The organism is Shinella sp. GW835-FHT14H05, from assembly GCF_058793575.1.
In genome coordinates, this window is record NZ_JBXAFY010000014.1 from 101,010 (window position 1) to 126,110 (window position 25,101).

At 63.0% G+C, this 25,101-nt stretch carries 26 protein-coding genes; 21 read left to right on the forward strand and 5 right to left on the reverse strand.

What is annotated here, in order from left to right; genetic code table 11:
- Positions 1-312: 312 nt before the first annotated feature.
- Positions 313-918 carry an SCO family protein gene (locus AC1Q6Z_RS28640; protein ID WP_306041503.1) on the reverse strand — a complete coding sequence of 202 codons (606 nt, stop codon included), beginning with the start codon at positions 916-918 and terminating at the stop codon, positions 313-315.
- 150 nt (positions 919-1,068) lie between these two features.
- Between AC1Q6Z_RS28640 and AC1Q6Z_RS28645 the strand changes: the two genes are divergently transcribed.
- The 9 genes from AC1Q6Z_RS28645 to AC1Q6Z_RS28685 all read left to right on the forward strand — a co-directional run bounded on the left by AC1Q6Z_RS28645 (position 1,069) and on the right by AC1Q6Z_RS28685 (position 12,066).
- Positions 1,069-1,617 carry a TlpA family protein disulfide reductase gene (locus AC1Q6Z_RS28645; protein WP_306041501.1) on the forward strand — a complete coding sequence of 183 codons (549 nt, stop codon included), beginning with the start codon at positions 1,069-1,071 and terminating at the stop codon, positions 1,615-1,617.
- A gap of 40 nt (positions 1,618-1,657) precedes the next feature.
- Positions 1,658-1,837 (forward strand): UPF0262 family protein, encoded by a 180-nt coding sequence (locus AC1Q6Z_RS28650; RefSeq protein ID WP_370360498.1) that lies wholly within the window; start codon positions 1,658-1,660, stop codon positions 1,835-1,837.
- Positions 1,834-2,025, forward strand: coding sequence for a helix-turn-helix domain-containing protein (locus AC1Q6Z_RS28655; protein WP_145926157.1), 192 nt, complete (start codon positions 1,834-1,836; stop codon positions 2,023-2,025). The genes AC1Q6Z_RS28650 and AC1Q6Z_RS28655 overlap by 4 nt, the downstream gene beginning before the upstream one ends.
- Before the next feature lie 707 nt (positions 2,026-2,732).
- Entirely contained in the window at positions 2,733-3,716 is a 984-nt protein-coding gene (locus AC1Q6Z_RS28660) for a DUF3991 and toprim domain-containing protein (protein WP_145926158.1), read from the forward strand.
- Positions 3,717-3,829: 113 nt separating this feature from the next.
- Positions 3,830-4,435 carry a DUF1419 domain-containing protein gene (locus AC1Q6Z_RS28665; RefSeq protein ID WP_306041498.1) on the forward strand — a complete coding sequence of 202 codons (606 nt, stop codon included), beginning with the start codon at positions 3,830-3,832 and terminating at the stop codon, positions 4,433-4,435.
- Positions 4,436-4,544: 109 nt separating this feature from the next.
- The gene (locus AC1Q6Z_RS28670; RefSeq protein WP_306041496.1) at positions 4,545-5,627 is read left to right on the forward strand and encodes a hypothetical protein; all 1,083 of its coding nucleotides are present in this window, start codon (positions 4,545-4,547) and stop codon (positions 5,625-5,627) included.
- The gene (locus tag AC1Q6Z_RS28675; RefSeq protein ID WP_306041494.1) at positions 5,624-6,223 is read left to right on the forward strand and encodes a hypothetical protein; all 600 of its coding nucleotides are present in this window, start codon (positions 5,624-5,626) and stop codon (positions 6,221-6,223) included. Before AC1Q6Z_RS28670 ends, AC1Q6Z_RS28675 begins: the two co-directional genes overlap by 4 nt.
- An 88-nt stretch (positions 6,224-6,311) precedes the next feature.
- The gene (locus tag AC1Q6Z_RS28680; RefSeq protein WP_272809659.1) at positions 6,312-6,656 is read left to right on the forward strand and encodes a hypothetical protein; all 345 of its coding nucleotides are present in this window, start codon (positions 6,312-6,314) and stop codon (positions 6,654-6,656) included.
- A 298-nt stretch (positions 6,657-6,954) separates the two neighbouring features.
- Entirely contained in the window at positions 6,955-12,066 is a 5,112-nt protein-coding gene (locus AC1Q6Z_RS28685; protein ID WP_306041487.1) for a helicase-like domain-containing protein, read from the forward strand.
- A gap of 230 nt (positions 12,067-12,296) precedes the next feature.
- Here the strand turns inward: AC1Q6Z_RS28685 and AC1Q6Z_RS28690 are convergent, their stop codons facing one another.
- The gene (locus AC1Q6Z_RS28690) at positions 12,297-12,803 is read right to left on the reverse strand and encodes a hypothetical protein (protein WP_306041485.1); all 507 of its coding nucleotides are present in this window, start codon (positions 12,801-12,803) and stop codon (positions 12,297-12,299) included.
- 349 nt (positions 12,804-13,152) lie between these two features.
- Between AC1Q6Z_RS28690 and AC1Q6Z_RS28695 the strand changes: the two genes are divergently transcribed.
- From AC1Q6Z_RS28695 to AC1Q6Z_RS28725, 7 genes are all read left to right on the forward strand, one after another.
- The gene (locus tag AC1Q6Z_RS28695) at positions 13,153-14,895 is read left to right on the forward strand and encodes a ParB N-terminal domain-containing protein (protein WP_306041483.1); all 1,743 of its coding nucleotides are present in this window, start codon (positions 13,153-13,155) and stop codon (positions 14,893-14,895) included.
- Between the two features lie 95 nt (positions 14,896-14,990).
- On the forward strand, positions 14,991-15,440 hold the full coding sequence (locus AC1Q6Z_RS28700; protein ID WP_306041481.1) for a UCP036055 family protein: 450 nt from the start codon (positions 14,991-14,993) through the stop codon (positions 15,438-15,440).
- On the forward strand, positions 15,437-16,327 hold the full coding sequence (locus tag AC1Q6Z_RS28705) for a DUF7007 domain-containing protein (RefSeq protein WP_306041480.1): 891 nt from the start codon (positions 15,437-15,439) through the stop codon (positions 16,325-16,327). The genes AC1Q6Z_RS28700 and AC1Q6Z_RS28705 overlap by 4 nt, the downstream gene beginning before the upstream one ends.
- On the forward strand, positions 16,324-16,647 hold the full coding sequence (locus AC1Q6Z_RS28710) for a hypothetical protein (RefSeq protein WP_306041478.1): 324 nt from the start codon (positions 16,324-16,326) through the stop codon (positions 16,645-16,647). Before AC1Q6Z_RS28705 ends, AC1Q6Z_RS28710 begins: the two co-directional genes overlap by 4 nt.
- Before the next feature lie 304 nt (positions 16,648-16,951).
- Complete coding sequence (locus AC1Q6Z_RS28715; RefSeq protein ID WP_306041477.1) at positions 16,952-17,350, forward strand: hypothetical protein; 399 nt, start codon at positions 16,952-16,954, stop codon at positions 17,348-17,350.
- A gap of 65 nt (positions 17,351-17,415) precedes the next feature.
- On the forward strand, positions 17,416-17,622 hold the full coding sequence (locus AC1Q6Z_RS28720; RefSeq protein ID WP_306041475.1) for a hypothetical protein: 207 nt from the start codon (positions 17,416-17,418) through the stop codon (positions 17,620-17,622).
- Between the two features lie 248 nt (positions 17,623-17,870).
- Complete coding sequence (locus AC1Q6Z_RS28725) at positions 17,871-18,455, forward strand: hypothetical protein (RefSeq protein WP_306041473.1); 585 nt, start codon at positions 17,871-17,873, stop codon at positions 18,453-18,455.
- A 587-nt stretch (positions 18,456-19,042) separates the two neighbouring features.
- On the opposite strand, the gene AC1Q6Z_RS28730 is transcribed toward AC1Q6Z_RS28725, so the two are convergent.
- Both AC1Q6Z_RS28730 and AC1Q6Z_RS28735 read right to left on the reverse strand, forming a co-directional pair.
- A complete protein-coding gene (locus AC1Q6Z_RS28730) occupies positions 19,043-19,516 on the reverse strand; it encodes a type II toxin-antitoxin system VapC family toxin (RefSeq protein ID WP_306041471.1) in 474 nt (157 codons plus the stop codon).
- Complete coding sequence (locus tag AC1Q6Z_RS28735) at positions 19,513-19,764, reverse strand: type II toxin-antitoxin system Phd/YefM family antitoxin (protein WP_370360521.1); 252 nt, start codon at positions 19,762-19,764, stop codon at positions 19,513-19,515. Before AC1Q6Z_RS28735 ends, AC1Q6Z_RS28730 begins: the two co-directional genes overlap by 4 nt.
- 316 nt (positions 19,765-20,080) lie before the next feature.
- Here AC1Q6Z_RS28735 and AC1Q6Z_RS28740 point away from each other — a divergent pair, with 316 nt between their 5' ends.
- The 5 genes from AC1Q6Z_RS28740 to AC1Q6Z_RS28760 all read left to right on the forward strand — a co-directional run bounded on the left by AC1Q6Z_RS28740 (position 20,081) and on the right by AC1Q6Z_RS28760 (position 23,508).
- Complete coding sequence (locus AC1Q6Z_RS28740) at positions 20,081-20,467, forward strand: DUF6878 family protein (protein WP_306041467.1); 387 nt, start codon at positions 20,081-20,083, stop codon at positions 20,465-20,467.
- 11 nt (positions 20,468-20,478) lie between these two features.
- On the forward strand, positions 20,479-20,838 hold the full coding sequence (locus AC1Q6Z_RS28745) for a DUF6915 family protein (protein WP_306041465.1): 360 nt from the start codon (positions 20,479-20,481) through the stop codon (positions 20,836-20,838).
- Between the two features lie 251 nt (positions 20,839-21,089).
- Entirely contained in the window at positions 21,090-22,016 is a 927-nt protein-coding gene (locus tag AC1Q6Z_RS28750) for an ArdC family protein (protein WP_306041463.1), read from the forward strand.
- Positions 22,013-22,564, forward strand: coding sequence for a hypothetical protein (locus AC1Q6Z_RS28755; protein ID WP_306041462.1), 552 nt, complete (start codon positions 22,013-22,015; stop codon positions 22,562-22,564). Before AC1Q6Z_RS28750 ends, AC1Q6Z_RS28755 begins: the two co-directional genes overlap by 4 nt.
- A complete protein-coding gene (locus AC1Q6Z_RS28760) occupies positions 22,564-23,508 on the forward strand; it encodes a hypothetical protein (RefSeq protein ID WP_306041461.1) in 945 nt (314 codons plus the stop codon). Before AC1Q6Z_RS28755 ends, AC1Q6Z_RS28760 begins: the two co-directional genes overlap by 1 nt.
- 419 nt (positions 23,509-23,927) lie before the next feature.
- Here the strand turns inward: AC1Q6Z_RS28760 and AC1Q6Z_RS28765 are convergent, their stop codons facing one another.
- Positions 23,928-24,974: an IS110 family RNA-guided transposase gene (locus tag AC1Q6Z_RS28765; protein WP_306041205.1), complete on the reverse strand. Its 1,047-nt coding sequence runs from the start codon at positions 24,972-24,974 to the stop codon at positions 23,928-23,930.
- Between the last annotated feature and the right edge of the window lie 127 nt (positions 24,975-25,101).

Consider the following 25,101-nt stretch of genomic DNA (forward strand, 5'->3'; position numbering starts at 1 on the left):
CGCTTTACCAGACCTATCCTTCGCGCCGGTCGGAGAAATCAAGTGGGCGGCAAGAAGAAGATCTATAGGCAGGATCCGCATTTCCGAAGCGTGGTGCGGACCAATCGAAAGAGGCACGCGTCGCCTCATCTGATCAAACGCGTCCGCATCGCTCTCTGCGCGACAGGCCTCATGATAGCGGCACTTTTCGTGGTGTTTATCAATCTTATCTGACTCGGTAGGCAAGTCGCTATGCGGCTACCAGAACGCTCATGACCGCGAAATGCAGCACTCTTCTTTGGCGCAGGCCGGGATATCGAAAAAGGCAGTCTTTTACGAGGTGACATCCTTTAGGAGCCTCATCCGCTCTTCACGAGGTTCCTCCATCCGCAACAACCTGACGAAGCGGCCATCCGCGTCAATTACGTAGACGCCAGCCGTGTGCTCCATCGTGTACTGGCCGCCGTCCAGGGGAACTTTCTTTGCGAAGGCGGCAAAGGATTTGACGACGTCGTCGGTCTGCTGGCGCGTGCCGCGCAAGGCGACAAAGCGCGGATCGAATGCCGTCATGTATTGAGAGAGCAGTTCCTGACTGTCGCGCTCTGGATCGACGGAAATCAGCAGCACCTTGAGGTTGTCTGCCGCGGGCCCGAGTTCCTTCATCATGTCGGTCAGTTCGAAAAGGGTCGTAGGGCAAATATCGGGGCAGTGCGTAAAGCCGAAGAACGCGAGGTATGCCGTTCCGGCCAACGACGTCGAATTGAACGTTTCCCCCGTATGGGTTTCCATCGAGAATGGACCGTTCAGGGGGAAGGATTGCTGCGAGAGGCGGTCCTTGTCGGATTGCAGCGTCCAGGTCAGCACGGCGAGCACAACAGCAAGGATCGTGATCGTCGCCCATGTGACCCTTCTCACGATCCTCAAAGTCTTCGATGCCATGCAAAACGCTCCACTTTCTTGCGATCTGGCTGGTCTTCTAAAGGCTGAAGCGGCTTCAGGGTCAACGGGCACAGAATGATTCGTCTTGACCCTCTAGTTGGTAGAGGGCGTACGGCGTGATGTAACCGCTTGGCGAGAGATGTCGGAATAGTGAAATACACGATGAAAATTGGGGGCGTGGCAGTCGCCCTCCTAGCTGGTACCGTTATCGGGGGGATGTGGGCTCTTGGCAGCGGCATGGTCGACCACGGGGTCGCAGAGCCTGTCTCGCTGACATTCACCGATCAAGCCGGCCGCGAGAGGGGCTTTGGCGATTTCGGGGGCAAGCCCACCCTCCTTAACGTCTGGGCGACGTGGTGCACGCCGTGTCGCAAAGAGATGCCCTCGCTCGATCGGTTACAGGCATCAGCCAGCACGAATGGATTTGAAGTGGTGGCGTTGTCGATCGACCTTGGTGGAGTGCAACGCGTAAGACCGTTCTACGAGGAGATCGGCATACGAAATCTCGGAATCTACGTCGATCCCGACAGCGCCGTGATGCGAGGTTTGATGGTGACAGGCCTGCCAACGACGATCCTCATCGGTGCGGACGGCGTTGAGCTCAAGCGCTGGATCGGTCCCAAGGAGTGGGATGATGCGGGAACGATTGCAGAGTTGAAGGCGCTTGCCGCCCGCGATTCCAACGCTGGAACACGATGAACAATCAAAGACTACGCCCAGACAAGCGAAACCGCGTTTGATGTCATTGGCAAGAGCTACGCGCTGCCATTGTGTCGAAGCGATCGATTTGGCGCACAGGGCAATTGACAAGCAAGGTGCTGAATTCGTGATGGAGCGAATGGCGGTTAAATATCAGATTGATTCCGACAGAGCACGCCCGTCTATCAGATTAGTTTTCGTGCCGATGGTGGGTATATGAAGATTTCGGTCTGCGAGGCAATCTGCCTTCGATGGGCAGCTGAAGGAAAAGGCTCCCGAGACATAGCGGTGCTCGAAGCCGTGCCCGTCGAGATGGTCGCCTCTCTTTTTTCAAGCGCTTTGACAAAATTAGGCGCATCGACACTTGTGGAAGCGATCGAGAACGCCAAGATGCGTGAGGTGATCTAACTCATCCACCAAGACCCACCGTGGACTAGCAGAACTCCGCTCGACTCAAGATGGTCTTGCAGCCGCAGCCGACGTTTCCTCGATCCAGGTTTGCGGTGTTATGATGGTCGTAAACAGCATGGCCTCCAGCGTTGCCACTCTGTGAACCAATCCCGCTCTATTGGGATGACGTTCTAGCCAAGCTCGGGTCTCAGGCGATCAACCCGCTTCGTGGTCAGCTGGCAAGCTTGGGTCCCTTCGATCGGGGACTTCACGGTGATCGCGACCCGTCCCGGTCCGTCAAGGCGCCATCGAGCGGGAATTGGCCCGCTCTCTGATCGAGCCAAAACGATGTTACACGACCTTTCACTCGCATAATACCACGCATTCCAGCGCTCTCGCGACCTTTTGGACCCGGTCACGGTCTTACAGATCGGCGGAGAATACGGCGTCGTCCCCTCCGGCGAAATCGACGCTGATGACAATCTTGACGTCGTCCATGAATTCTTCCTCTGGCCGGCTCATTGAGCCGGCCTTGCCGTCTCGGTTGCCGCGAGCGAGCTGCCCCCCGCAAGGGAGGCTCCGCCGCGGCCGGCTGGCTTGACTGCAAGTTTCGGCAGTAGCCAGCCGCGCCCTTGCAGGGGTCTTCTCTTCGCGGCCTTTGGTGAGAGTGGCGAGAGGTTCGCCGGAAGGAAAAAAGGAGGGGCCGCTAGCGCGGCCGAGAAAGAATGAAAAAATCCGAAATCGAGGCAGTCAAAGAAAAGGTGAGCTGTGGTGCGGTGCTCGAAAGCGCCGGCTTCGCCATCGACCTCAGGGAGAGTACGCGCCGCGCGGTCAAATTCCGCCGCGGCGGCGAGATCGTCATCGTCACTCATGGCGGACTAGGGTGGTTCGATCCACTCAGCGACGATAAGGGCGATGTGTTCTCCCTGATCGAACGCCTGGATCGCGTTGGCTTCGCCGAAGGCTATGCTCGGGCCGCCGCCCTGGTCGGATTTCAGTCGGAGGCGCCGACCTGGCGTGAGAGTCTGCGTCCTCGGTTGCCGGACGTGTCCGTGCCGCAGCGATGGGTGGCACGTCGGCGGCCATGGCCCGGTTCGTACACCTGGCGCTATCTCTCCGATCAACGATATCTCCCCGTCAATATCATTGCAGCCGTGGTCTCGGCGGATCTCCTTCGCGAGGGCCCCTGCGGGAGCATGTGGGCGGCGCACGTCGATGGGCGAGGTGTCGTTTGCGGATGGGAGGAGCGCGGTCCTGAATGGCGAGGTTTTTCCAGCGGCGGAACGAAGACGCTCTTCCGGTTTGGCCCGCCAACGGCGTTGCGCCTCTGCGTGGCCGAAGCCGCGATTGATGCAATGAGCCTTGCGGCGATCGAAGGCATCCGGGACGGGACGGTCTATGTCAGCACGGGTGGTGGCTGGTCGCCCCAAACCGACGCCGCTCTCCGCAACCTTGCCACACGACCGGGTGCGCTTCTGGTTGCGGCGACGGATGCCAACGCGCAAGGTGAGACCTTCTCGGAGCGCCTGCGGGCGCTCGCCGAGGTGTCTGGGTGCAGGTGGCAACGGCTGCGGCCGTTGGCCGAGGACTGGAACGAGGTGCTCAAGGAAAAGAGCAGCGAAGAAAGGATTGAAAGGAAGAAGGGGAGGCTTGCCGCATGCGCGCCGTCCGCGTCAAGGGGAGGCTTTGCCCGGCGAGCCGGCCCTTGACCCGGCCGATCGCGATGCCGGCGGTCGAGAAGGGGTAACAGAGGACTGAAGGAAAAGGCGAGGTCGAGAAGGCTGCGCCGCGCTTCGGTCCGACAACCCCGAAGGAGCCGTACATGACCACAGCACCCGCAATCCGCAAGGTTTTCCAGGGCATTGCTGACCGCCGCCAGATGTATCGCATGTTCGACCGCCATGCCGGGCGCGTCCACCGCCGCGCTGATGACGCAACAGTGCTCTATGCCGGGGAATGGTTCGAGATCGGCGAGGCCGAGCACGACTATATGTTCGCTGTGGAGCCGCCCCTCTGGATCCGTGGCTCGATGTTCGCGCTCCGGCAATTCCTCACCGGATCGGTGACATCAGTGTTTTTCGCGCTGCGCATCGATGATGCCATCCGCTACTTCCATGGCTACTGCGATCTTTCCGACGATGTCTCCGTCGAGCGGATGCGTCTCGCCATCATCGAACGCGAGAGCCGGCCGGTGCAGGCGATGACGCGGGAGGAACGTCTCGAGCACATCTGGAGCAGCACTGCGGAACTCTATCGCGGCTATGCCGACTATCGCTGGCCTCATGCATCGCGCGGCCGGCGCACTGTTCACTTCTTCGGTGGCAAACTGGGCAGCGTCCCGAAACTGCTCGAAGCCATGACCGACGAGGAGATCGCCGCCAAGCTCCCGGTGCATCTGCGCTACCTGCCGGACGTGGCCGCCGCGTGAACGCGACATAACCGGCAGGTGAAGCCGAATAGGCGTCCCAACTGCATCTCGAAACCATCGACTAGCCCGGCCATAGCGCCGGGTTTTCCATTTCCGGAAGGAGAAACCCATGAATGACCTTGAAACGACCGTCGTCATCACGCCGGCGATCCCGCTCGACGACATGACCCTGCTTGAACGCCTCGTGCTCTCGCATGTCTTCGACGCCGGCGAGACCGACAGCGGTCTGCTGCTCTATAGCGACCGCGGCGCGGCGAGCCACTTGCGCATCCCGGCACACGAACTCACCAATGCCTATATGATGTCGCGCACTGTTCCGCATAGCGAGATCAACCGGATCATCGCGCGGGTCTGGAAATCCTGGTGCGAAGAGGACGAGCCGGGAAAAACGGTTGCGGTCGACCTGAGCGAAACATCTTGGGAGTTCATCCTGAAAGATATCGTTGCACGCTCCACGGCCCTGGCAGAGATCAGGGTGCTGGAGTGGTATCGGCATCCCTCGCAGAACCCGGACAGTTTCGGCATGAACATCATGCTGGTGACGGCGAATGAGATTGCCGGCAGGAACAGCGACGACTTTTTCGAGGAGATGCGCGCCGAGACCGAGATCCAGCGACCGGCCGAGGGTATCAGGCGATCGCCGGGCGTTCCCGATCTTGCCGGCGCCGAACCGGCCGTCAAGCGGATGCGCGACGTCATCGACCTGCAGCGGGACGGCAAGTTCCCGAGCGAGAACTTCATCCTGGACCCGCGCGGGCACAATTCTCTGACCAGGATTCGCCGCTTCGTCGAGTCCTTCGGCGCACCTGTTCCTGTCGAAGTCGACAAGGATGAACGGCGATTGGAGACGACGCTCGCCTGCTGGGAAGCCATGCTCGACTTCAACGATCGGTTCATGAATGACGAGCCGATTTCGCAAAGCGTCCATAAGATGGTCGAGGTCTGGGCATTGGTGGGACCGCTTGGAATGCGCCGGTGGGCCATCCAGGTCGCGGGTCTGGCACTCAAGATCCACAATCATCTACACGAGCGCCTGGTCGGACCGCCGACGCCGTTCGACCACGATTTCGTGCCGGCGGTCATCGAAATTCTCTCCTGGACGCAAGTCGGCCCTGAGCTTCCCGGATCGACCGAGGAGGCTGCGCTCAAGGTTTTGGGGAAGCTGGCGGATTATCGGGAGAAGCGCCGATGACCTACCGTGTTTCATGGGACATCGACATCGATGATGCCTCATCGCCGATCGACGCGGCGCGCAAGGCGCACGAAATCGTTCGGCGCCCGGCCAGTTCAGCCAACGTCTACAATGTCGAAGCGCCGGACGGCGTCGTCACCGTCGTCGATCTGGAGGAGGTCCGAGGCCAGCGGGTCGCATCGCCTTCGCCTCTCCTCCTTGACGCGCTCGATCGCGCCGAGCGCTTCATTGCCGGCTTCGAGGGCGATGAGCGGCAGGAGGGTGTCGATCAGCTTCTCGCTGATATCCGAACCGCCCTGCAAGGGCGCAGCGATAGCCAGATCATCGAGGAGACGAACCAGCTCGCCCGCTATCTCATGTCTGAGCTGATCGGCACAGGCTACCAGGTGCCCGACACCTGGAAATTCTACGAGGGGCGAGATCCGCGAAGCCGTAAGGCCTGGATGCACGCGGTCGCCGTCATGGAGATGATGACGTTCACCGACGCCGAGGACGCTCTATCGAACCTCGATCCGGCGGATCCCGAGACGGACGTTCAGTTCCCGATCGAGGACTGGCAGTACGAGGTTACTAACGGCGACACCCGGCGGGGCTAAGAGGACTGGCTCGCGGCAAAGCGCGACGAGTGAACCTCTCCCATCCATTCCGACAGACCATTTCTCCCCCACACTGAGGAGCATATGCATGCCCAGCGTTTACCGCACCGACAACTTCGCCGGACGCGTCAACTATGCCGCGACGGTCATTTCCCGGAAGGGTGGCCATACCCGACATTTCGATACCTGCTTCGAGATGGACGATGCCACGGAGGTCGCTGTGGCCGTTTACCGGCGCTCGCTCAAGAACCCGAAACTGGCCGCCAACATCTGGAGCTATATCGCCAGGGAAACCGTGATGAGAGACGTCGAGGAATTGAAGGACGTCAAGACCCGCGACCTGCCCGCACGCGCTGCGCAGTCACGGGCACGCGCTAAAGCCGCCTCGGAAAAGATCCTGGAGGAGCACAGGCGGAAGCAGGCATCAGCCTAGTCATTCCTCGGACGTCGCCTGCCAGCTCCTGACCGCCGGCCGGAAAAAAAGAAGAAAAGGAAGAACACGCCTTCCCGCATGCGCGTCCGGCCCGTCAAGGGCAGGCGTTGCCGCTGAAGCGGCCCTTGACCGGCCGCCCGCGATGCGGGCTCCGGATCGTGCAAGTCAAGGTCTGAAGAAGGAAGGACATCGCTCCGCTTCGGACCGCATCACCCCCCTCGTCCCATCGCACGCGCCCTACCCTGCTGGAACCACTTCCCGCGGGCGATGGCGCACGCCTGCTCATAAGGAGATCTCGATGAGCAACGATCCTTTCACGCTCGACATGTTCGGCAACACCGCGCTGACCTCCGGCCTGGGCCTCGGCCTTGGTATGTCCGCGTTCAGCGGCCACGATCCCTTTGCCGCCAATGACGACGATCTGGACCCGACGCCACCCGCCCCTGCCCCGGCTCTGCCGATCGCCGCGGCGCGCAAGCCGGCCCCGCGCAAACAGGGCGCGCGCAGCAATTTCTACCTCGGCGACGAGGGCCGCGGTCTCGCCGCCGGCTGGAAGGAACGGGCGAAGGCGAACGTCGCCGCCATCCTGATTGCCGGCGAAATCGAGAAACAGGAGCGACCGGCGACATCAGAGGAACAGCAGAAACTCATCCGCTTCACCGGCTTCGGCGCATCGGAGCTTGCCAACGGCATGTTCCGCCGGCCGGGCGAGGTGGAGTTTCGCGACGGCTGGGACGATCTCGGCGGTTCGCTGGAGACGGCCGTCAACGAGGCCGACTATGCCTCGCTCGCCCGCTGCACCCAGTATGCGCATTACACCCCCGAATTCATCGTCCGGGCGATCTGGGCCGGGCTGCAGCGTCTCGGCTGGCGCGGCGGGCGCGTGCTGGAGCCGGGCATCGGCACAGGACTGTTCCCCACGCTCATGCCGCCGGCCTATCGCGCCACCAGCCATGTCACCGGCATCGAACTCGATCCGGTCACGGCGCGCATCGTGCGGCTGCTGCAGCCGAAGGCGCGCATCGTCAACGGCGACTTCGCCCGCACCGATCTCGGCGTCGTCTATGACCTCGTGATCGGCAACCCGCCCTTCTCCGACCGGACGGTCCGGTCGGACCATCATTATCGACCGCTTGCGCTTCGGCTGCACGACTACTTCATCGCCCGCTCGATCGACCTCTTGAAGCCCGGCGGGCTGGCGGCCTTCGTGACGAGCAGCGGCACGATGGACAAGGGGGACGCCACGGCGCGCGCGCATATCGCCAAATCGGCCAACCTAGTCGCGGCCATTCGGCTTCCGGAGGGCAGTTTCCGCCGTGACGCCGGCACGGACAGCGTCGTCGACATCCTCTTCTTCCGCAAGCGCAAGATCGCCGAGGCGCAGGACGACGTTTCGTGGCTCGACATCGAGGAAATCCGTTCCGCGACCGAGGATGAAGGCGCCATCCGCGTCAATCGCTGGTTCGCAGACAATCCCGGTATGGTTCTCGGCACCCATGCGCTGACCTCCGGTCCGTTCGGCGAGACCTATACCTGCCGTCCCCGCGCCGGCGAGGATCTCGCCGTGTTGCTGAACGCCGCCGTCTGCCGTCTGCCGGAAGACCTCTATGACGGCGAGCCGACCGAGATCGATCTCGATCTCGAGGAGGAGCTGGCGGAGATTGTCGACCTGCGGCCCGGCAACGCCAATGTTCGCGAAGGCAGCTACTTCGTCGACAACAGGCAGGGCCTGATGCAGATCGTCGACGGCCAGCCCGTGGTGATCAAGGTCAGGAAGGGCCGAACCGGCGACGGTCTGACGGAAAAGCATGTCCGTACCATCCAGAAGCTGATCCCCGTCCGCGACGCGGTGCGCGAGGTGCTGAAGGCACAGGAAACCGGCCGACCATGGCGCGACCTGCAGGTGCGGCTGCGCATCGCCTGGTCGAGCTTCGTCAGGGATTTCGGGCCGATCAACCACACGACCGTTAGTATCACCGAGGATGTGGAATCCGGCGAGACCCGCGAGACGCATCGCCAGCCGAACCTCCAGCCCTTCCGGGACGATCCCGACTGCTGGCTGGTTGCTTCCATCGAGGACTACGACCTCGACACCGACACGGCCAAGCCCGGTCCGATCTTCTCGCAGCGGGTGATCGCGCCCCCTGCCCCGCCGGTGGTGACGAATGCCGGCGACGCGCTTGCCGTCGTGCTCAACGAGCGCGGTCGCGTCGACCTCGACCACATCGCCGAGCTTCTGCATTGCGACCGCGACAAGGTGGTCGACCAGCTCGGTGACACCGTGTTCCAGAACCCGGCCGACGGCGCGTGGCAGACCGCCGACGCCTATCTCTCCGGCCCGGTCCGCACCAAGCTTGCGGCCGCTGAAGCCGCGGCGGCCCTCGATCCGACCTTCGAGCGCAATGTCCGCGCGCTGCTGGCTGTCCAGCCTTCGCCTCTGCGTCCCTCGGATATTACCGCGCGTCTTGGCGCGCCATGGATCCCGGCCGCCGATGTCGTCGCCTTCGTCAAGCAGACGATGGACGTCGATATCAAGATCCACCATATGCCGGAACTCGGCTCCTGGACCGTCGAAGCCCGCCAGCTCGCCTATCGCGCCGCTGGCACCTCAGAATGGGGCACCAGCCGCCGCCACGCCGGCGAACTGCTCGCCGATGCGCTGAACAGCCGCGTGCCGCAGATCTTCGACACCATCAAGGACGTCGGCGGCGAACGGCGCGTGCTGAACGTCGTCGATACCGAAGCCGCCCGCGAGAAGCTGCAGAAGATCAAGACGGAATTCGAGCGCTGGGTCTGGACCGACCCGGAGCGGACCGACCGGCTGGCCGGCGTCTATAACGAGCGCTTCAACAATCTCGCGCCGCGCAAGTTCGACGGCTCGCATCTCCAGCTGCCGGGCGCCTCCGCCGCGTTCCAACTCTATGCTCACCAGAAGCGCGGCATCTGGCGCATCATCGCCGATGGCGCGACCTATCTCGCCCATGCCGTCGGCGCCGGCAAGACGATGACCATGGCGGCCGCCATCATGGAACAGCGCCGGCTCGGCCTGATCGCCAAGGCGATGCTCGTCGTGCCCGGCCATTGCCTCGCCCAAGCGGCGCGCGAGTTCCTGGCGCTCTATCCTTCCGCCCGCATTCTCGTCGCCGATGAGAGCAACTTCACCAAGGACAAGCGAGCACGCTTCCTGTCACGCGCGGCGACGGCGACCTGGGACGCGATCATCATCACCCATTCGGCCTTCAGGTTCATCGCAGTCCCCTCCGCCTTCGAGCAGAGCATGATCCAGGACGAGCTGCAGCTCTACGAGGATCTGCTGACCAGGGTCGAGCCCGACGACCGCGTGTCGCGCAAGCGTCTCGAACGTCTGAAGGAGGGTCTGGAGGAGCGGCTGACAGCGCTGGCTACCCGTAAGGACGATCTGCTGACCATCTCGGAAATCGGCGTTGACCAGATTGTCGTCGACGAGGCGCAGGAATTCCGCAAGCTATCCTTCGCCACCAACATGTCGACGCTGAAGGGCATCGATCCCAACGGCTCGCAACGCGCATGGGATTTGTTTGTAAAGTCCCAGTTCCTCGAAACGAAGAACCCCGGCCGCGCGCTCGTTCTCGCCTCCGGCACGCCGATCACCAACACGCTCGGCGAGATGTTCTCCGTCCAGCGCCTGCTCGGCTACGACGCTCTCCATGAACGCGGCCTGCATGAGTTCGACGCCTGGGCGAGCACCTTCGGCGAGACGACCACCGAATTGGAGATCCAGCCTTCGGGCAAATACAAGCCGGTCAGCCGGTTCGCATCCTTCGTCAACGTCCCGGAAATGATTTCGATGTTCCGCTCGTTTGCCGATGTGGTGATGCCCGCCGATCTTCGGGAATATGTCCGGGTTCCGGCCATCTCCACCGGTGGGCGGCAGATCGTCACCGCGACGCCGACCGCGGCATTCAAGATGTACCAGCAGATCCTCGACAGCCGCATCAAGGCGATCGAGATGCGCGAGGGGCCAGCGCAGCCGGGCGACGATATCCTGCTCTCGGTCATCACCGACGGTCGTCACGCGGCGATCGACCTGCGCCTGGTCATGCCCGCCAACGACAACGAGCCGGACAACAAGCTCAATCTGCTCGTCGGGAATGCCTTCCGGATCTGGCAGGCAACGGCCGACCAGGTGTTCGTGCGTCCGGACGGCAAGCGCTACGACCTTCCCGGCGCCGCGCAGATGATCTTCAGCGATCTCGGTACGATCAATGTGGAAAAGACGCGGGGCTTTTCGGCCTATCGCTGGATCCGCGACGAGCTGGTTCGGCTCGGCGTGCCCGCCAGCGAAATTGCCTATATGCAGGGCTATAAAAAATCCGAGGCGAAGCAACGCCTATTCGGCGACGTTCGCGCTGGCCGCGTCCGTTTTCTGATCGGCTCCTCCGAGACGATGGGCACCGGCGTCAACGCCCAGCTCCGGCTCAAGGCGCTTCACCATCTCGACGTGCCGTGGTTGCCGTCGCAGATCGAGCAGCGTGAGGGTCGGATCGTCCGCCAAGGCAACCAGCACGATATTGTCGACATCTTCGCCTATGCGACGCAAGGCAGTCTCGACGCCAGCATGTGGCAGAACAACGAGCGCAAGGCCCGGTTTATTGCTGCGGCACTCTCCGGCGACACGTCGATCCGCCGACTGGAAGATCTCGGCGAGGGTGCCGCTAACCAGTTTGCCATGGCCAAGGCTATTGCAAGCGGCGACGAACGGCTGATGAAGAAGGCCGGACTGGAGGCCGATATCGCCCGCCTCGAGCGCCTGCGTGCCGCCCATGACGACGATCTCTTCTCGGTCCGCCGGCGGCTGCGGGAAGCCGAACGCGACATCGAGGTCGCGACGCGCCGGATCGACGAGATCGGCAAGGACATCGCGCGGCTGGTGCCGACCTCCGGCGAGGCATTCATGATGACCGTCCTCGGCGAACAGCAGGCTGAGCGCAAGGACGCCGGGCGCGCGGTGATGAAGGAAATCCTCACCCTCGTCCAGCTTCAGCACGCGGGCGAGGCGCAGCTCGGCTCGATCGGCGGCTTCGACGTCATCTACAAGGGAGAGCGCTTCGGCAAGGACCGGTATCACTACCGCACCGTCCTGCAACGCACCGGCGCGGATTACGAGGTCGACCTGCCGGTCACCGTCACGCCACTCGGAGCGATCTCCCGTCTCGAACATGCGCTCGATGATTTCGAGGGCGAGCGTTACCGCCAGCGCCAGCATCTGGAAGACGCCAACCGCCGGCTCGCCTCTTATCGCGCGCACGAAACGGGCACCTTCGCCTTTGCCGACGAACTCGCGGCGAAGCGCCGGGAACTGGAGGAGGTCGAGGAGGCATTGGCCGCCGAAGTCCGCGCCACCGCCGAGCCGGTCGCGCAAGCGGCGTAACGCCCGCGACGATCATGACGGGAGCAACGCACCCGTCGCATAGCTGCGTTGCACAATAAATGTTTTCCACTTGGTCAAGAAACGGGCATTATGCTCGCAGTTGATGCACATGGCGGTCTTTCTCCTCCCAGTGCCGCCGCGTCAGCTGTTCCCCTCTGGAGGTTTAGACCTTCACACTTCAATGGGCCGCGGTTTCGCAGGCCCATTTTTTTTGCCCATGTCCTGGCCGGTCACATGCGAGACGCGGCCAGCCGCGCGATCCCGACGGTCGCGTCGTACCCGATCCCGTTCGTGGTGATCGTGATGTTGTCTTTCCCCTTGAACAGATAGACGGCGTAATAATCCGTCTCGTTCTGGCCGAGCTTCAGCCCCCAGGCGCTGTCGCCGACATCCGGCACTTCGACGATTTCCCCCGGCTTGGCCTGCGCCTTCTGGCCTTCGATCATCTGGTCGAAATACGCCCGCTCGCTGCCGGCCGGCACGCCCTGGCTTTCTCCTGCAAAATACATCACCTGCGCGTAGGCATCAGCCTTCCCGCCCTGCCAGGAGCAGAGGTTGGCGCTTGTCTCGCGGATCGTCGCCGGTGCGCCGATGAACCGCTCCATCTCGGCGCCCGTCACCTTCTGGCAGGCGATCACGTTAGGGTCGACGCCCGCCGGCGGCTGTGCCGCGCCGTCTGCCGCCAAGGCAGGCGCTACCGTCGCCAGCGCCAATATCATTCCCGTGGTGGTCCGCACGCTCTCTCCTTCGGTTCAATTCGTCCGACGACGATGCTCGCCGTCAATCCGGGCGAGAACATGGTCGATAGCGAAAGGACGGAAAGGGGGAAGGAAAGGGAGAAAGAGGGGAAGGAACCCGATCGCAGATCGGTCCTCCCGCCGGCGCTTCGCTCAATCGCCGCCTGCGCATCCCGGCAACTCGTCCTTCGCAGGGCATTTGGCCCTGCTTGTCCGTCGCCGCAGGGACGCTCGGCCGCAGTTGCGGCGGTCCGGCCGCCCTGCGGTCCGGGAGGTGTCTTCGGAAAAAAGAAGACACGAGAAGGACCGGCAAGAGAGCCGCGTCCGTACCCCCGGAAAGGACCATCCCATGCGTGTTGCAGTCGTCGATCCCCGTTCGATCAAGGACAACCCCGACAAGTCGCGCCGGACGAAATCATCGCCCCAGGCCGATGCGCTGATGGTCGCGACCATCAAGGCGGTCGGTATCGTCGTGCCACCGATCGTCTTCGCTGAGTCCAATGGTGGAAACGGCCTCGTCATCGACAACGGCCATCGTCGCCGCGACGGCGCCATCGCCGCTGGCCTCTCGGAAATCGAGGTGTTGGTCATCGAGGCTGCTAACGACAACGGCGGCATGCGCAACCTGGTCGAAAACCTCGCGCGTGAAAACCTCAACCCTGTCGATCTGTGGCGCGCAATCGAACGCCTTGTCGCCGAGAACTGGACGGAGGAAGCCATTGCACTTGCGCTCGCCCTGCCGGTCCGCCAGGTCCGCAAGCTGCGACTGCTCGCCAACGTCCTGCCCGCGATGCTCGACCAGATGGCGCTCGGCGATATGCCCAATGAGCAGCAGCTGCGTTTCATCGCGGCGGCGAGCCTTGAAGAGCAGGGCGAGGTCTGGAAGGCCAACAAGCCGAAGCGGGGCGAGACGGCACATTGGCCGTACATCGCCAGCGCGCTCAACAAGCGGCGCATGTTCGCGCGCGATGCCAGCTTCGGTGACGATCTCGCCGCGGCCTATGGCATCGAATGGGCCGAAGACCTGTTCGCGCCGGGCAACGAGGACAACCGCTACACCACCAATGTCGAGGCCTACCTTGGCGCCCAGCATGAATGGATGACGAACAATCTGCCGAAGCGGGGCGCGATTGTCGAAGTCAACACCTACGGCGAGCCGGAACTTCCGAAGAAGGCGGAGAAGGTCTACACCAAGCCGCAGAAATCCGACCATACCGCCATGTATCTCGACCGTACCGGCAAGGTGCAGACTGTGCATTACCGGATGCCCGACGAGAAGAAGAAGGCGAAAGCCAAGGCCGGCAAGGACGCCTCCGGCGCAGTCGCTGGCGCCGACGAGGTGATTGTTACCAAGCCGCGCCCCGACGTGACGCAGGATGGTTACAAGATCATCGGCGATTTCCGCACGGATGCGCTCCGCGAGGCGCTCGGCCGTGCTCCAATCGAGGACGACACGCTGATGGCGCTGCTCATTCTCGCCTTCGCCGGCGCCAATGTGAACGTCCAGTCGCCGTCCTCCAACGGAATGTACGGGACGAACCGCTTCAACCGGCATGCCGCGATGCTGCTCGACGAAAACGGCAAGCTCGACTTCGACGTGGACACCCTGCGCGTCGCCGCCCGTTCCGCGCTGATCGACACCCTGTCTTGCCGTAGGGGCCACACCAGTAGCGGTGTCGTCGCGCGCATCGCCGGCGATGCCATCGGAGCTGACAGCTTCATCGCGAATATGGCGACGGAAGCATTCGTGGAATGCTTGTCGCGCCCGGCGCTGGAATCATCCTGCGCCGCAGCGTCGGTCCTTCCGGGTAAGCGTGTCCGCGAAACGCGCGCCGCGCTTGTCGAGCATTACAAGGAGGGGGTGTTCGTCCATCCTGCAGCCCGCTTTGCACCGGAACTGGGCGAGCTTTCCTACCTCCTCAAGGCTCGCGATCTAGCCATGGGCGAATCCGAGGGCGACGGAGACGGCGATTCCACCGCTGAAGCCGCCCCCGAGGTGATCGATGCCGACGCTGCGCAGGCGGATGGCGACACCCCGGCGGAGGAGACCGTCATCGAGGAAGAAACCGCCTACTCGATCGCCGCCGAATAGGCCGCCGCACTTCCCTTTCCCACTCGACAACTTCGCTGCCGGCATCACCGGTGGCGGAGGTGTGTCCGGCAACCTCGATCCTGCAGGAGAACGCTATGAATGCGGACCTGATCATCTCGCTCGCGCCCATCGGTTCCGTCGTCGAATGGTCCGATGGGAACCCCCGTCCCCCGGAACACCATGTGGCGACGCTCTATCACTGGAAGCGCAACAACGGCGCCGGCCTTCTCGTTCGCAAGTTCGGCGAGATGGGCCAGGACTGCCCCGGCGTCGCGCCGTTCTTTATGCTCCGCTGCGAAGACGACCTTCGCACGTTTTCCGCCGGCCTTAACTATCGTTTCCGGGTTGCCTCCCGGCCGAAGATCGGATCGGTCCGGATCTTCGAGAGGGACGATCCTGCGGCGCTGATGCTTCATCTCGCCGTTGACCGGGACGCCGCCAGCGCCTGGCTCGCTGACAACACTGCGTTTTCCGATGCCTTCACGGTCGAAGTCACGGCCGACGAGTTGGCGGCTGATCATGTCGAGGGGAGGACGGCGGCATGAGCGCGACCGATCTTCCCGACGATTCTGCTTCGACCCTTGAGGATACAGGGGTCGAGTTCGGCTCCAGCAGCGAAGGCTTTCCGGTCGCCCGTCTCGGCGATCTCTTGCTCGCCATGCTGCCACGCGCCGCCGGTGGCGGTTTCCTCGCCAGCGCCTGGCGCCTGGCGCAACCGCTGTCGACGTTGCGGCGCGAGCACTTCTACGGACACGATGGCGAACTTGCCGATGAGGCCGCTTTCCGGTCGCGCGTCCTGGAAACCGCGCAGCATAAGCGCGAACTGTCGAGACTTCAGCGTCTCCAGTCCCGGATGGTCTGCAGCACGCCCTGGGGGCCATCGCAGCTTGCGACGATCTATGCCGAGGGCATCGTCGCACATATGACCGCCGGCCATGGCGGCTTTCGCCTCTCCGCCGAGCGAAACAAGCGGATCGTCCGGTCCCTTCGGATCAGTTCGGGTTGGTACGAGGAGGATGAAGCCTGGGCGATTGTCGCCTTCAGCTTCCCCGACCTGTTCACGACCTACGAGCGCAAGCTCGCGGAGCGCACGATCAAGGACAAATGGCCGGACGAATGGGAGGCGATCTTCGGACGTCCGCTTCAGCCGGGAGAATCGAGCGGCAAGGACCGCCGCGCCTTCGAGCGCCGTCATGCCGGCGACTGGATCGTCGCGTCGGCAATCACCTCCGGCCATCATCCTGGCATGATCGAAGTGGTCGCCGTCCTCGGTGGTCGACGTGGCGCCAATGTCGTGGAGCGGCGGTTTCTGGTGCCGAAGACAGAATACGAAGGACGCGGGCCTTTCGGCTTCGTTATCGATGAAGGGCGTCATGCCGGCTATGACGGCCCGTCGTCCTTCGTCGGATGGGAGCGGAGGAAAGCGTCATGAAGCCGCTTTCCGATTGCCGCTCGCTGCTGTCCCGCATGGAGGAGGCACGTCGGCAGACCCAGCACCAGCTCGACCTGATCGACCGGCAGATCATTCGCCGGATGACGGCGGTCATCCCGCACCTGCATCCGCGCCGGCGCTCCTATCGGCGAGGCCAGCCGCCGGAAGCAGGCGCCTTCCTTGCCCGCTATCGCGCCAACCTCGCCGCGATCACGGCCGAGCGGCAGCAGGAGATCGATGCGCTATCGCGCAAGCTCGCCCGGCAGGACCGGGCAATCGAGGCTCTGCGCGAGCGACCTGCCGGGCGGAGACCGTCATGATCTTCTCCTGCGACCGCTGCGGCGAAACCTGGCCGGACCATCCCGTCACCCGCGTCCCCTGCCCTACCTGCAGGGTGGGCGTCGGGAGATGGTGCCTCCGGCCGTCCGGGCATCGCGCCACCGAGCTGCATATCGATCGTGAGCATGCCGCACTCGCCGCCGGTGTTCTTCGAAAATGCCCTGGGCCGGTCGGCGCTCCAGCGCCGCCGAAGGGCGGGCAGCTCATCCTCGACTTATAGCGCCGCCCGCCCCCCCGTGCCGGTGTCTATCCCCATCATCATCGCGAGTTTCCATGGAGGAGACCATGAAGACCTATACTATCGAAACGACATACCGCGTGCCGAACTATCGCCAGAGGACCCACTCTGCTGACACCGTAGAGGACGCCTGCCGTCTGGCCATCGCCGACGAGGACTGGACCGGCGCGCATCCCGATTTCGAGACTGCCGGCGAAACCTACGTCACCGGCGCATGGGAAGGCGCCGATGCGGCCTATTCCGGGCCGGCGGTCGAGGTTCCCGAAGCGTTCGGTGAAACGGTCTATCGCAAGGCCGAGCTGTTCGCGGAACTCGTCGCTCTGCTGCGGGAGCCGGCGCAGCCGATGGGCATCTCGGAGCACCAGTTCAGGACCTGGCTGCCGCGCGCCATGACGGTCCTGGCAAAGGCCGATGCGATCGGTAGGGATGCTGCAAGCTCTCCTTGAGGGTTCCTTCGAGCTTGTCGGCAGTCTCTAAGGACGAGGCAGTCGAGCGCGGCCACGCACAGCCAATGCTCGACGACATGATGTCGGTCCCCGCATTGCGATCCGGACTGATCGCCAGCGGCATCTGGTTCGGCCGGACCGGGTTGGACCATACGCGGCTGATCGGCGCAAGAGGCGTGCGGATGCGGACGTTTGCGGCCATCGATTTCCTTTCGGTTCGGGCGATGAGCCAACCCCTTGCCGGAGCACCCTTCGGTTCAGCACGGTCGTAATCCGGCGGCCGGTCGTTTCAAGGCCGCTGCGCGCCGCGTTGCGGCCGGTTCACCCTCCCCTCGCAAGGCGAGCCCGCGTCCCGCGCAGGGGCTGTGCCCCCGCTTGGCCGCAAGCCCGCCTTTCTCGCTCAGGCGCCCCGGACCTGTGAAAGCGACCGTCTGACCGCCGGCTTTTCTCGACCGCACCGAAGGGCGCTCCGGCAAGGGGTCGGCGCAAGCCTTCGGAAGAAACCGAAAAGGAAATCGAAATGGCCAAGTCAGCAACCTCCCGCCCGTCCGCCCGCGTCGTCCAGCTCCGCAAGGGGGCAACCCTTGAAATGGTCCGGCTCACCTGCCCGGATGCCGCCCAGGCGATGCGGATCGCCGAAAGCTTCGGGACCGCCGTCGTCGACGGCGACGGCGTGCGCGACACGCACGAGCGCCTCATCCTCGAAACCGTCGAGGCGCTTTCCGAAGGTCTCGCAGAGCGCGCGATGCAGATCCACCTGCAACGCATCGTCGGAGCCTACGTCGGTTCCGCCCATGGCGCCGGCCAGTTCTACTCGCGCGCCGTGACGGAAGCCCGCGACGCTACGGCCAAGGCCGCCAGCGACGCCCGCGACGACGACCGGGACGGCATTGTCGGTTACGACAGTTCCGCCCAGCGCAAGCGGGAATTCGCCGCCGACATGGGAATCCAGGCATTCTCGCTCCGCATGGCCGCCGAAGGCGCGGTTGCGGCCTACGAACACGCCGTCGGGGAAAGCTGGAAGCCGTTCGATCGCCCGGTCGACAATCCCGGCCAGACGCTCGACCGCAAAGCGGCCGAAGCGCAGATGGATGCGCTCGGTTGAGCGATCAGGCGGGGCTTCGGCCCCGCCTTTTTCTTTTGTGCCACCGTTGACCGCCGCCGTCTCGGATAGAGCTGCGATATTGTGATATCCTGGGCTTGCGGCTACAAGCAGTGCCATAGGCCTGCGAATGGCGAGTTTCGAGGTGATATGGATTCCGAGGAGGCCGAATTGAGTGCAAGAGGTACTGCAGGACAATGGTTGTGGGGATTGGGCCTCAGTGTCGTAGTGTTGGTGTTACTCTTCGCGCCCTCAGCAATTATCGACCTCCTGCGCGACCAGCCAGTTGGAACGACCATCGCGAATGATCTCCGGAATCCCGCAATCACCGGGACCGTTGCTATGACATTCTCCGCATACGCCTTGGTCATTCTCGTGGGGAGGCTCATCTATAACGTCCGGACCCGAGGGAAGCGCGACAGCTGACCTTTCAAATCACGCGCAATCGGCAAACCGCCAGCGTCGGCCGCTCTTTGCGGCCGTCTTCTTTTGGCTTGGGCGATGGCGCCGCCGCAGTCTTCAAACACATCGTCGCCGAGGCTTGGATGCCCCGCGATTGCCGGTTGAATACCCTGGTCAGCGGTTTCTCGCTATCGTGGTTTTCTGGACTTCGAACTCAGCGGAAAGCCAGCCGGATCGTCCGCCCATGGATCGAAAATAGCCGCGCCTGAATGGCGTGTGTCTTTCACGTTGCGCGTGACGAGATAGAGCTCATTCTCGATTGCGGTCGCCGCTAACAGCGTATCGATCACGGGTGGCGGATGCCCGGTGTCTTTCTTGACCTCTCCCGATATGCGTCCCCAGAGCCGCACGGCCTCGTCGCGCAGGGAAAGCACGCGATCGCCAAAACGATCCGCAAGAGCATCCCTCGATGCGATATAGCGCGAACGATCGGGATGGTCGTTTGGCAGGTTATAGATTCCCTTGTCGTATTCGGCGAGTGTCAGGATGCTGAGATGGAACGTCTCTTCGTCCTGGCCTGCTGCCCATGCTTTGACGGAGGGTGCGCCCTGCGGATTGATCAGCGCGGCCACAACATTGGTATCGAGCAGCCAGCCCCTCAAAGCTCTACATCCCGGCCATGGTCGGCCTCGCGTTCGAGGTCCAGGCCACTGAGATGCAAAGCCTCCATGAAGTTGACGAACGGCACGCGAGGCGCGGCAGGTGTCAGGCGTTCGAACTCCTCGACGCTCATGATGACGACCGCATCATGTCCCCGAACGGTCACGCGTTGCGGACCGTCCTCACGCGCATGCCGGACGACCTCGCTGAAGCGCGCTTTCGCGTCCTCGAGCTTCCATCGCCCGCTCATTGCCGGGTTCACCGGCCTGTTGGATCCAGATAGCTGTGTTTGCTTGCCCATTCGCGTCACCTAGTCAGATGGTCAGATATATAGCAGGTTCGATGTTCCGGCGCCAGATCGGAACATGAAAGGAAAAGGTGGCAAGGCAAGTGCCACGCGCCCCGTCCGGCTTTGGTCCTGCCGGAACCGGGATTCAGCGCAAGGGCTTCGCCCTCCTCTACTTCGTTCCGGCGCTTCGCGTGCGCCGTCCCCCAATGGTTCCGGCTTGCGGACCGCCGTGACGGGTCGCGATGGACGCGGCTTCCGAGGAGAAAAGGAATCTCAAATGAACGGTCAACACATTCATTCACGAAACAAGAGTAACGTTTTCGCAGCTCTGTTGGAACAGGGGCTGACCCATGTCGTCGTGACATTTGACGGATATGGGGACAGTGGCCAGCTCACGGAGATGGAGGGGAGAATAGCTGACGAGCCGGTTGAGCTGCCTGATGCAACGGTCGTGATCGTCAATGCCAACGGCAGGGAGTCCAGCAAGTCCTTGGAAAGCGCGATCGAAACCATGATCTATGATCTCCTCGGCGAGAGTCACGGCGGGTGGCAGGACGGCGAAGGTGCTTACGGGGAGTTCGTGTTCGATGTCGCGAAGCGAACCATTCTGCTTGATTTCAACGAGCGCTTTATCGAGAGCGCACAGTCTTCTCATGAGTTTTAAGGAGTATGGCAATGGCGCATCCATATCACCATTCCCTCTCCTCCGTGAAGAAATGGGGCGGTGTAGTTGACGACTACATGCCGATCCACTCCTGGTTCGATGCCAGTAAGGAGATCACCGCCGATTTTCGTCACCGTGCGCTGCGGCACCACGCGGAAGGCATATTCATGGCTGAGACGATCTTCGGCCCAACGATCAGGCTCTCGACTGGCCGGATCATTCCGACCCGATGGGTTGGCGAGCAGCATGTCATCGAGGATCTAGGTCTCATCCCGTCGTTTGCGGACTGGGTGAAGGCCATTCGCCCGGAGCCCTGGATGGGACGAACGCGCCGGATCGAGAAAGATCTGGAGGCGGACCTGCCCGCATAAATCCCACCGAGTGAGGGGCATGGATGCCTACCTCGTTGGTGGGCATTTCTATGTCGCGGCCAAAGCGCGGAGCGCTCGCCGTCGCGACCCGTCCGGCTTCGGTCCTGCCGGAACCGGGATTCCGCGCAAGGGCTTCGCCCTCCTCCACTTCGTTCCGGCGCCATGCGTGCGCCGTCCCCCTATGGCTCCGGCTTCCGGACCGCCGTGACGGGGTCGCGATAGGCGCGACCTCTGGAACGGAGGTAAGGAAAATGAGGAAAAAGACCGAAACGCAGCGCGTCGACATCTACACGCGCATCACCGACAGGATCGTCGAGGATCTCTCGAACGGTGTCCGCCCATGGGTCCAACCGTGGCGCGCGTCCAACATGGAAGGCCGGATCACCCGGCCTTTACGTCACAACGGCCTTCCCTATAGCGGCATGAACGTCCTGCTCTTGTGGTCGGAGGGCATCGCGCGGGGGTTCTCCTCGCCGATGTGGATGACGTTCAAGCAGGCGTTGGAGCTTGGCGCGGCCGTGCGCAAGGGTGAGTCTGGTGCGACCGTGGTCTTTGCCAGCCGTTTCAGCAAGTCCGAATCCGATGGCCATGGCGGCGAGATCGAGCGCGAGATCCCCTTCCTGAAGGCATATACCGTCTTCAACGTCGCGCAGATCGACGGCTTGCCGGACCGCTACTATCAAGGCGCAGCGCCTGTTCCAGATCCCGTCGAGCGGATCGAGCATGCCGATCGGTTCTTCCGCAACACCGGCGCGCATATCCGTCATGGTGGCGACCGGGCCTTCTTCAGCCCTGCGACCGACCACATACAGATGCCATTCGTCGAGAGCTTCAGGGACGCGGCCTCCTACGTGGCAACGCTCAGCCATGAGGCCACGCACTGGACGGCGCCGGCGCATCGCGTCGGCCGCGATCTCAGCCGCTACAGCAAGGATCGCAGCGAGCGCGCCCGCGAGGAGTTGATTGCTGAGCTTGGCAGTTGCTTCCTCTGCGCCGATCTCGGCATCGTGCCCGAACTGGAGCCGCGCCCCGATCACGCTTCCTACCTTCAGTCGTGGTTGCGAGTGCTCTCCGATGATAAGCGGGCGATCTTCGCTGCCGCCGCGCACGCGCAGCGCGCCGTCGCCTATCTTCACGGCCTGCAGCCGGCCGCGGCTGAAGAGCGGGAGGCAGCATGATGACTCCCCTTCCCGCGAACCGCCTCCTGATCCTCGCCTGCTCGGCGACGAAGCGGGACGGCCCGGCCTATATGCCGGCCATCGAGCGCTATGACGGCCCCCTCTGGCGGACGCTGCGATCGGTCGACCCGCGTGGCGAGAAGGCAAAGGTCGCCTTCCTGTCCGCACGCCTGGGATTCCGTGCCGCAGCCACGCCGATCGAAATCTACGACGCGCGCATGACCCCGGCGATCGCGGCCGAGATGAAGGCTGGCGATCTCGGCACGCGGTGGCCGAAGCAGAAGACCACGCGTCTTGTCATGGCCTCCGGCGAGCATCCCGGAATGCACATCGCGACTCTGACGGGCTATGGGCGCGTTCCCTTTTCGGATATCGCCCTCGTCGGCGGCCATCTCTATCTCGATGTCATGCGTCGTCTCGTCGATCTGTTCCGCGAACGCGGCCATATCGTCGGTGATGCACGGATCACCGAGATCAACGGCTCGATCGGTATCATGCGGCGCGACCTTCGCCGTTGGCTGCACAACGAATTTGCGGAGGGGCGCTGATGTTCTTCTCTCCGCTTGGTTTCGAACCGGCGGAGGGCAGCTCCTCCGCCATTCGCCTTCGCGCGCTCAGCCTCGGTGCGGGCGTGCAATCCACGACGCTCGCGTTGATGGCCGCCCACGGCGAGATTGGGCCGATGCCCGATTGTGCGATTTTCGCAGACACGGGCTGGGAGCCGCAGGCCGTCTATGACCATCTCGACTGGCTCATGTCGGGGAACGTGCTGCCGTTCCCGGTTCATATCGTCTCCGCCGGCAATATTCGTGACGACTTGATTGGCGCCGGCGACGGCAAACGCTGGGCGTCCATCCCGGCCTTCGCCAAGACGGTCACGCCCGCTGGTGTGGTCGTCCCGGTCTACGACGAGGACGATGACGGCGAGCTGATTGAAATCGGCACGCGCGCGACGGCACGCGAAACCGTGTCGATCGGTATGATCCGCAGGCAATGCACTACGGACTATAAAATAGTCCCGATCCGGAGAAAGGTCCGCGAGCTTGCCGGCCTCACCCGCAAGCGTTCCCCTGACCATGCCGTCGTGGAGCAATGGATCGGCATCAGCTGCGACGAGATTGTGCGGGCGAAGCCCAGCTTCGAGCCCTGGCAGGTCAAGCGCTTTCCGCTCATCGAAAAGCGCATGAGCCGCCGGGATTGCCTCGCCTGGCTGCGCCGTCATGGCTATCCCGATCCGCCAAAGAGCGCCTGCGTCGGGTGCCCTTTTCACGACAATGCTCGGTGGCGCTTCATGCGTGACCACGATCTTGCGTCATGGGCCGACGCCATCGAGGTCGACAGGGCGCTACGTAACGGCGTTCGCGGTATCCGCGGCGAGATTTTCTTGCATCGCTCGTGCGTGCCGCTGGGCGAGGCCGACCTGTCGACCGCCTCTGACCGTGGACAGCTCGACCTCTGGCCGAACGAATGCGAGGGGATGTGCGGTGTCTGAGGATAGGGGGCGCCGGCGCGGGGGGCAGTCGGTCCCGCCTTCTCTTCGAGCCGCTGCGCTGAGGCTCCTGCGGCTGCCCTGCTTCCCGCACCGGCGCGTCGAGAATTCCCGAAATCCCGGCCTGCGGCCGTCGCTTCTCTAATCGGCGTGTTGAGGTCAAGCGCTTTTCGAGCTTTCCACTTTTGCGGCGTTCAACGTTTCTTCGCGGCCCGCGCTTCTCTCCGGGATCAGCATTCAGCCCTCCCATCATGGGGTTCAGTAGATGATGCGGCCCAATCTATGCTGCATCCTGATGGCCTATCGCCATCGGTATAAGCGCCGGCCACGAGCTCGCATCACCATCGTCCGCGAAGGACGTTTTCCGCCGCGCGGCGGAACTTTGAATTTCTCTTTGTTTGATTACGTTGAGAACGACTGCTTTATGCGGGCATGGCGCTGACCGTCTCCTCCCGCGTCCAGCGGAATTCCGAGCCGTCCACCCACATCCGGTGCATCACCACCGCAAGCCGACGCGCCAACGCAACGTTGGCCTTCTTTCTGCCATGCCGCCTGGCAATGTTCATCGCCCACGCTTTGAGCCAGCACCATTTCGCCACACGCGTCAGCATCGTCTGCGCCGCCTCATATAGAAGCGCTCGCATCATGGCATCCCCGCAGAGGGAGACATGACCGATCCGTTTGCTTTCGCCGGATTGGTTGAGCACCGGCGTGAGCCCCAGCACGGCTCCCACCGCCCGCGAATGGCGGAATCGCTTGGGTACGTCGATCGTCGCGACATAGGCGAGCGAGACAACAGAGCCGACCCCAGGCACCGTCATCAGGCGTTTGCAAACCTCATCATGCTTTGCCTCCTGGACAACCTTCTTGTCCAGTCTGGCGAACTCTTGGCGCAACTTGCGCCGCCCAGCAAGCAAAGGCTCCATGATGTCCAGCAGATCGGGGTCGGTCTCGGCGAGTTCGCGTATCCTCTCCTCGAACTTACCCCCTGCGACCGGGCCGACCTTCAGCCCGAAGTTACGCAGTAGTCCACGCATGTCGTTCTCCAAGGCGATCGCCTTTTCCTGCAACAGCGCGCGAGCTGTGAGCAGGGCGCGACGCTTCTGGCTCGTGAGCGTCTTCACATGCACATTCTTGAAAAGGCCCACCCGCATCATCTGCGCAATGCCGCGTGCGTCGTTGCGATCGCTCTTGTTCGTTTGCGAAGCTTTCAGGAAGGCCTTCGTGTGGCGTGTCTCGATGCAGAAGACCGGAAGGCCTGCCTTTGCCAGTCCCTCGAACAGCCATTGAGACATTGGCCCGGCCTCCAGGCCCACCCGTTCAACATTGAATATGGGATCACTCAGGATGGCGACCAAATCTCCCGGGTGAGATACGACCTTTTTCTCCCGGCAGGTCTTTCCGTTTGCGTCGACAATGCAAACGCTGGTTTCTTTGACAGACACATCGAGGCCGGCGTAATGTTTCATGGCTGCGCTCCAACTTTCTGATGCTTGTGGCTGCTTCATACAGACCACGTTTTATCATCAGCTCGGAGTGCAGCACCTTCCTCCGATCGCGAAGATGGGGCACGAAGCCGATTACCCCATCTATGCT

Bases quoted from the DNA above. Each gene is read 5' to 3' on its own strand.
- AC1Q6Z_RS28655 (WP_145926157.1), top strand. From the start codon at position 1,834: ATGAAGATTTCGGTCTGCGAGGCAATCTGCCTTCGATGGGCAGCTGAA.
- AC1Q6Z_RS28695 (WP_306041483.1), top strand. From the start codon at position 13,153: ATGCGTGTTGCAGTCGTCGATCCCCGTTCGATCAAGGACAACCCCGAC.
- AC1Q6Z_RS28720 (WP_306041475.1), top strand. From the start codon at position 17,416: ATGCTCGACGACATGATGTCGGTCCCCGCATTGCGATCCGGACTGATC.
- AC1Q6Z_RS28650 (WP_370360498.1), top strand. From the start codon at position 1,658: ATGTCATTGGCAAGAGCTACGCGCTGCCATTGTGTCGAAGCGATCGAT.
- AC1Q6Z_RS28755 (WP_306041462.1), top strand. From the start codon at position 22,013: ATGATGACTCCCCTTCCCGCGAACCGCCTCCTGATCCTCGCCTGCTCG.
- AC1Q6Z_RS28640 (WP_306041503.1), bottom strand. From the start codon at position 918: ATGGCATCGAAGACTTTGAGGATCGTGAGAAGGGTCACATGGGCGACG.
- AC1Q6Z_RS28760 (WP_306041461.1), top strand. From the start codon at position 22,564: ATGTTCTTCTCTCCGCTTGGTTTCGAACCGGCGGAGGGCAGCTCCTCC.
- AC1Q6Z_RS28680 (WP_272809659.1), top strand. From the start codon at position 6,312: ATGCCCAGCGTTTACCGCACCGACAACTTCGCCGGACGCGTCAACTAT.
- AC1Q6Z_RS28750 (WP_306041463.1), top strand. From the start codon at position 21,090: ATGAGGAAAAAGACCGAAACGCAGCGCGTCGACATCTACACGCGCATC.
- AC1Q6Z_RS28710 (WP_306041478.1), top strand. From the start codon at position 16,324: ATGAAGCCGCTTTCCGATTGCCGCTCGCTGCTGTCCCGCATGGAGGAG.
- AC1Q6Z_RS28740 (WP_306041467.1), top strand. From the start codon at position 20,081: ATGAACGGTCAACACATTCATTCACGAAACAAGAGTAACGTTTTCGCA.
- AC1Q6Z_RS28700 (WP_306041481.1), top strand. From the start codon at position 14,991: ATGAATGCGGACCTGATCATCTCGCTCGCGCCCATCGGTTCCGTCGTC.
- AC1Q6Z_RS28745 (WP_306041465.1), top strand. From the start codon at position 20,479: ATGGCGCATCCATATCACCATTCCCTCTCCTCCGTGAAGAAATGGGGC.
- AC1Q6Z_RS28685 (WP_306041487.1), top strand. From the start codon at position 6,955: ATGAGCAACGATCCTTTCACGCTCGACATGTTCGGCAACACCGCGCTG.
- AC1Q6Z_RS28670 (WP_306041496.1), top strand. From the start codon at position 4,545: ATGAATGACCTTGAAACGACCGTCGTCATCACGCCGGCGATCCCGCTC.
- AC1Q6Z_RS28665 (WP_306041498.1), top strand. From the start codon at position 3,830: ATGACCACAGCACCCGCAATCCGCAAGGTTTTCCAGGGCATTGCTGAC.
- AC1Q6Z_RS28735 (WP_370360521.1), bottom strand. From the start codon at position 19,764: ATGAGCGGGCGATGGAAGCTCGAGGACGCGAAAGCGCGCTTCAGCGAG.
- AC1Q6Z_RS28765 (WP_306041205.1), bottom strand. From the start codon at position 24,974: ATGAAACATTACGCCGGCCTCGATGTGTCTGTCAAAGAAACCAGCGTT.
- AC1Q6Z_RS28705 (WP_306041480.1), top strand. From the start codon at position 15,437: ATGAGCGCGACCGATCTTCCCGACGATTCTGCTTCGACCCTTGAGGAT.
- AC1Q6Z_RS28725 (WP_306041473.1), top strand. From the start codon at position 17,871: ATGGCCAAGTCAGCAACCTCCCGCCCGTCCGCCCGCGTCGTCCAGCTC.
- AC1Q6Z_RS28715 (WP_306041477.1), top strand. From the start codon at position 16,952: ATGAAGACCTATACTATCGAAACGACATACCGCGTGCCGAACTATCGC.
- AC1Q6Z_RS28660 (WP_145926158.1), top strand. From the start codon at position 2,733: ATGAAAAAATCCGAAATCGAGGCAGTCAAAGAAAAGGTGAGCTGTGGT.
- AC1Q6Z_RS28675 (WP_306041494.1), top strand. From the start codon at position 5,624: ATGACCTACCGTGTTTCATGGGACATCGACATCGATGATGCCTCATCG.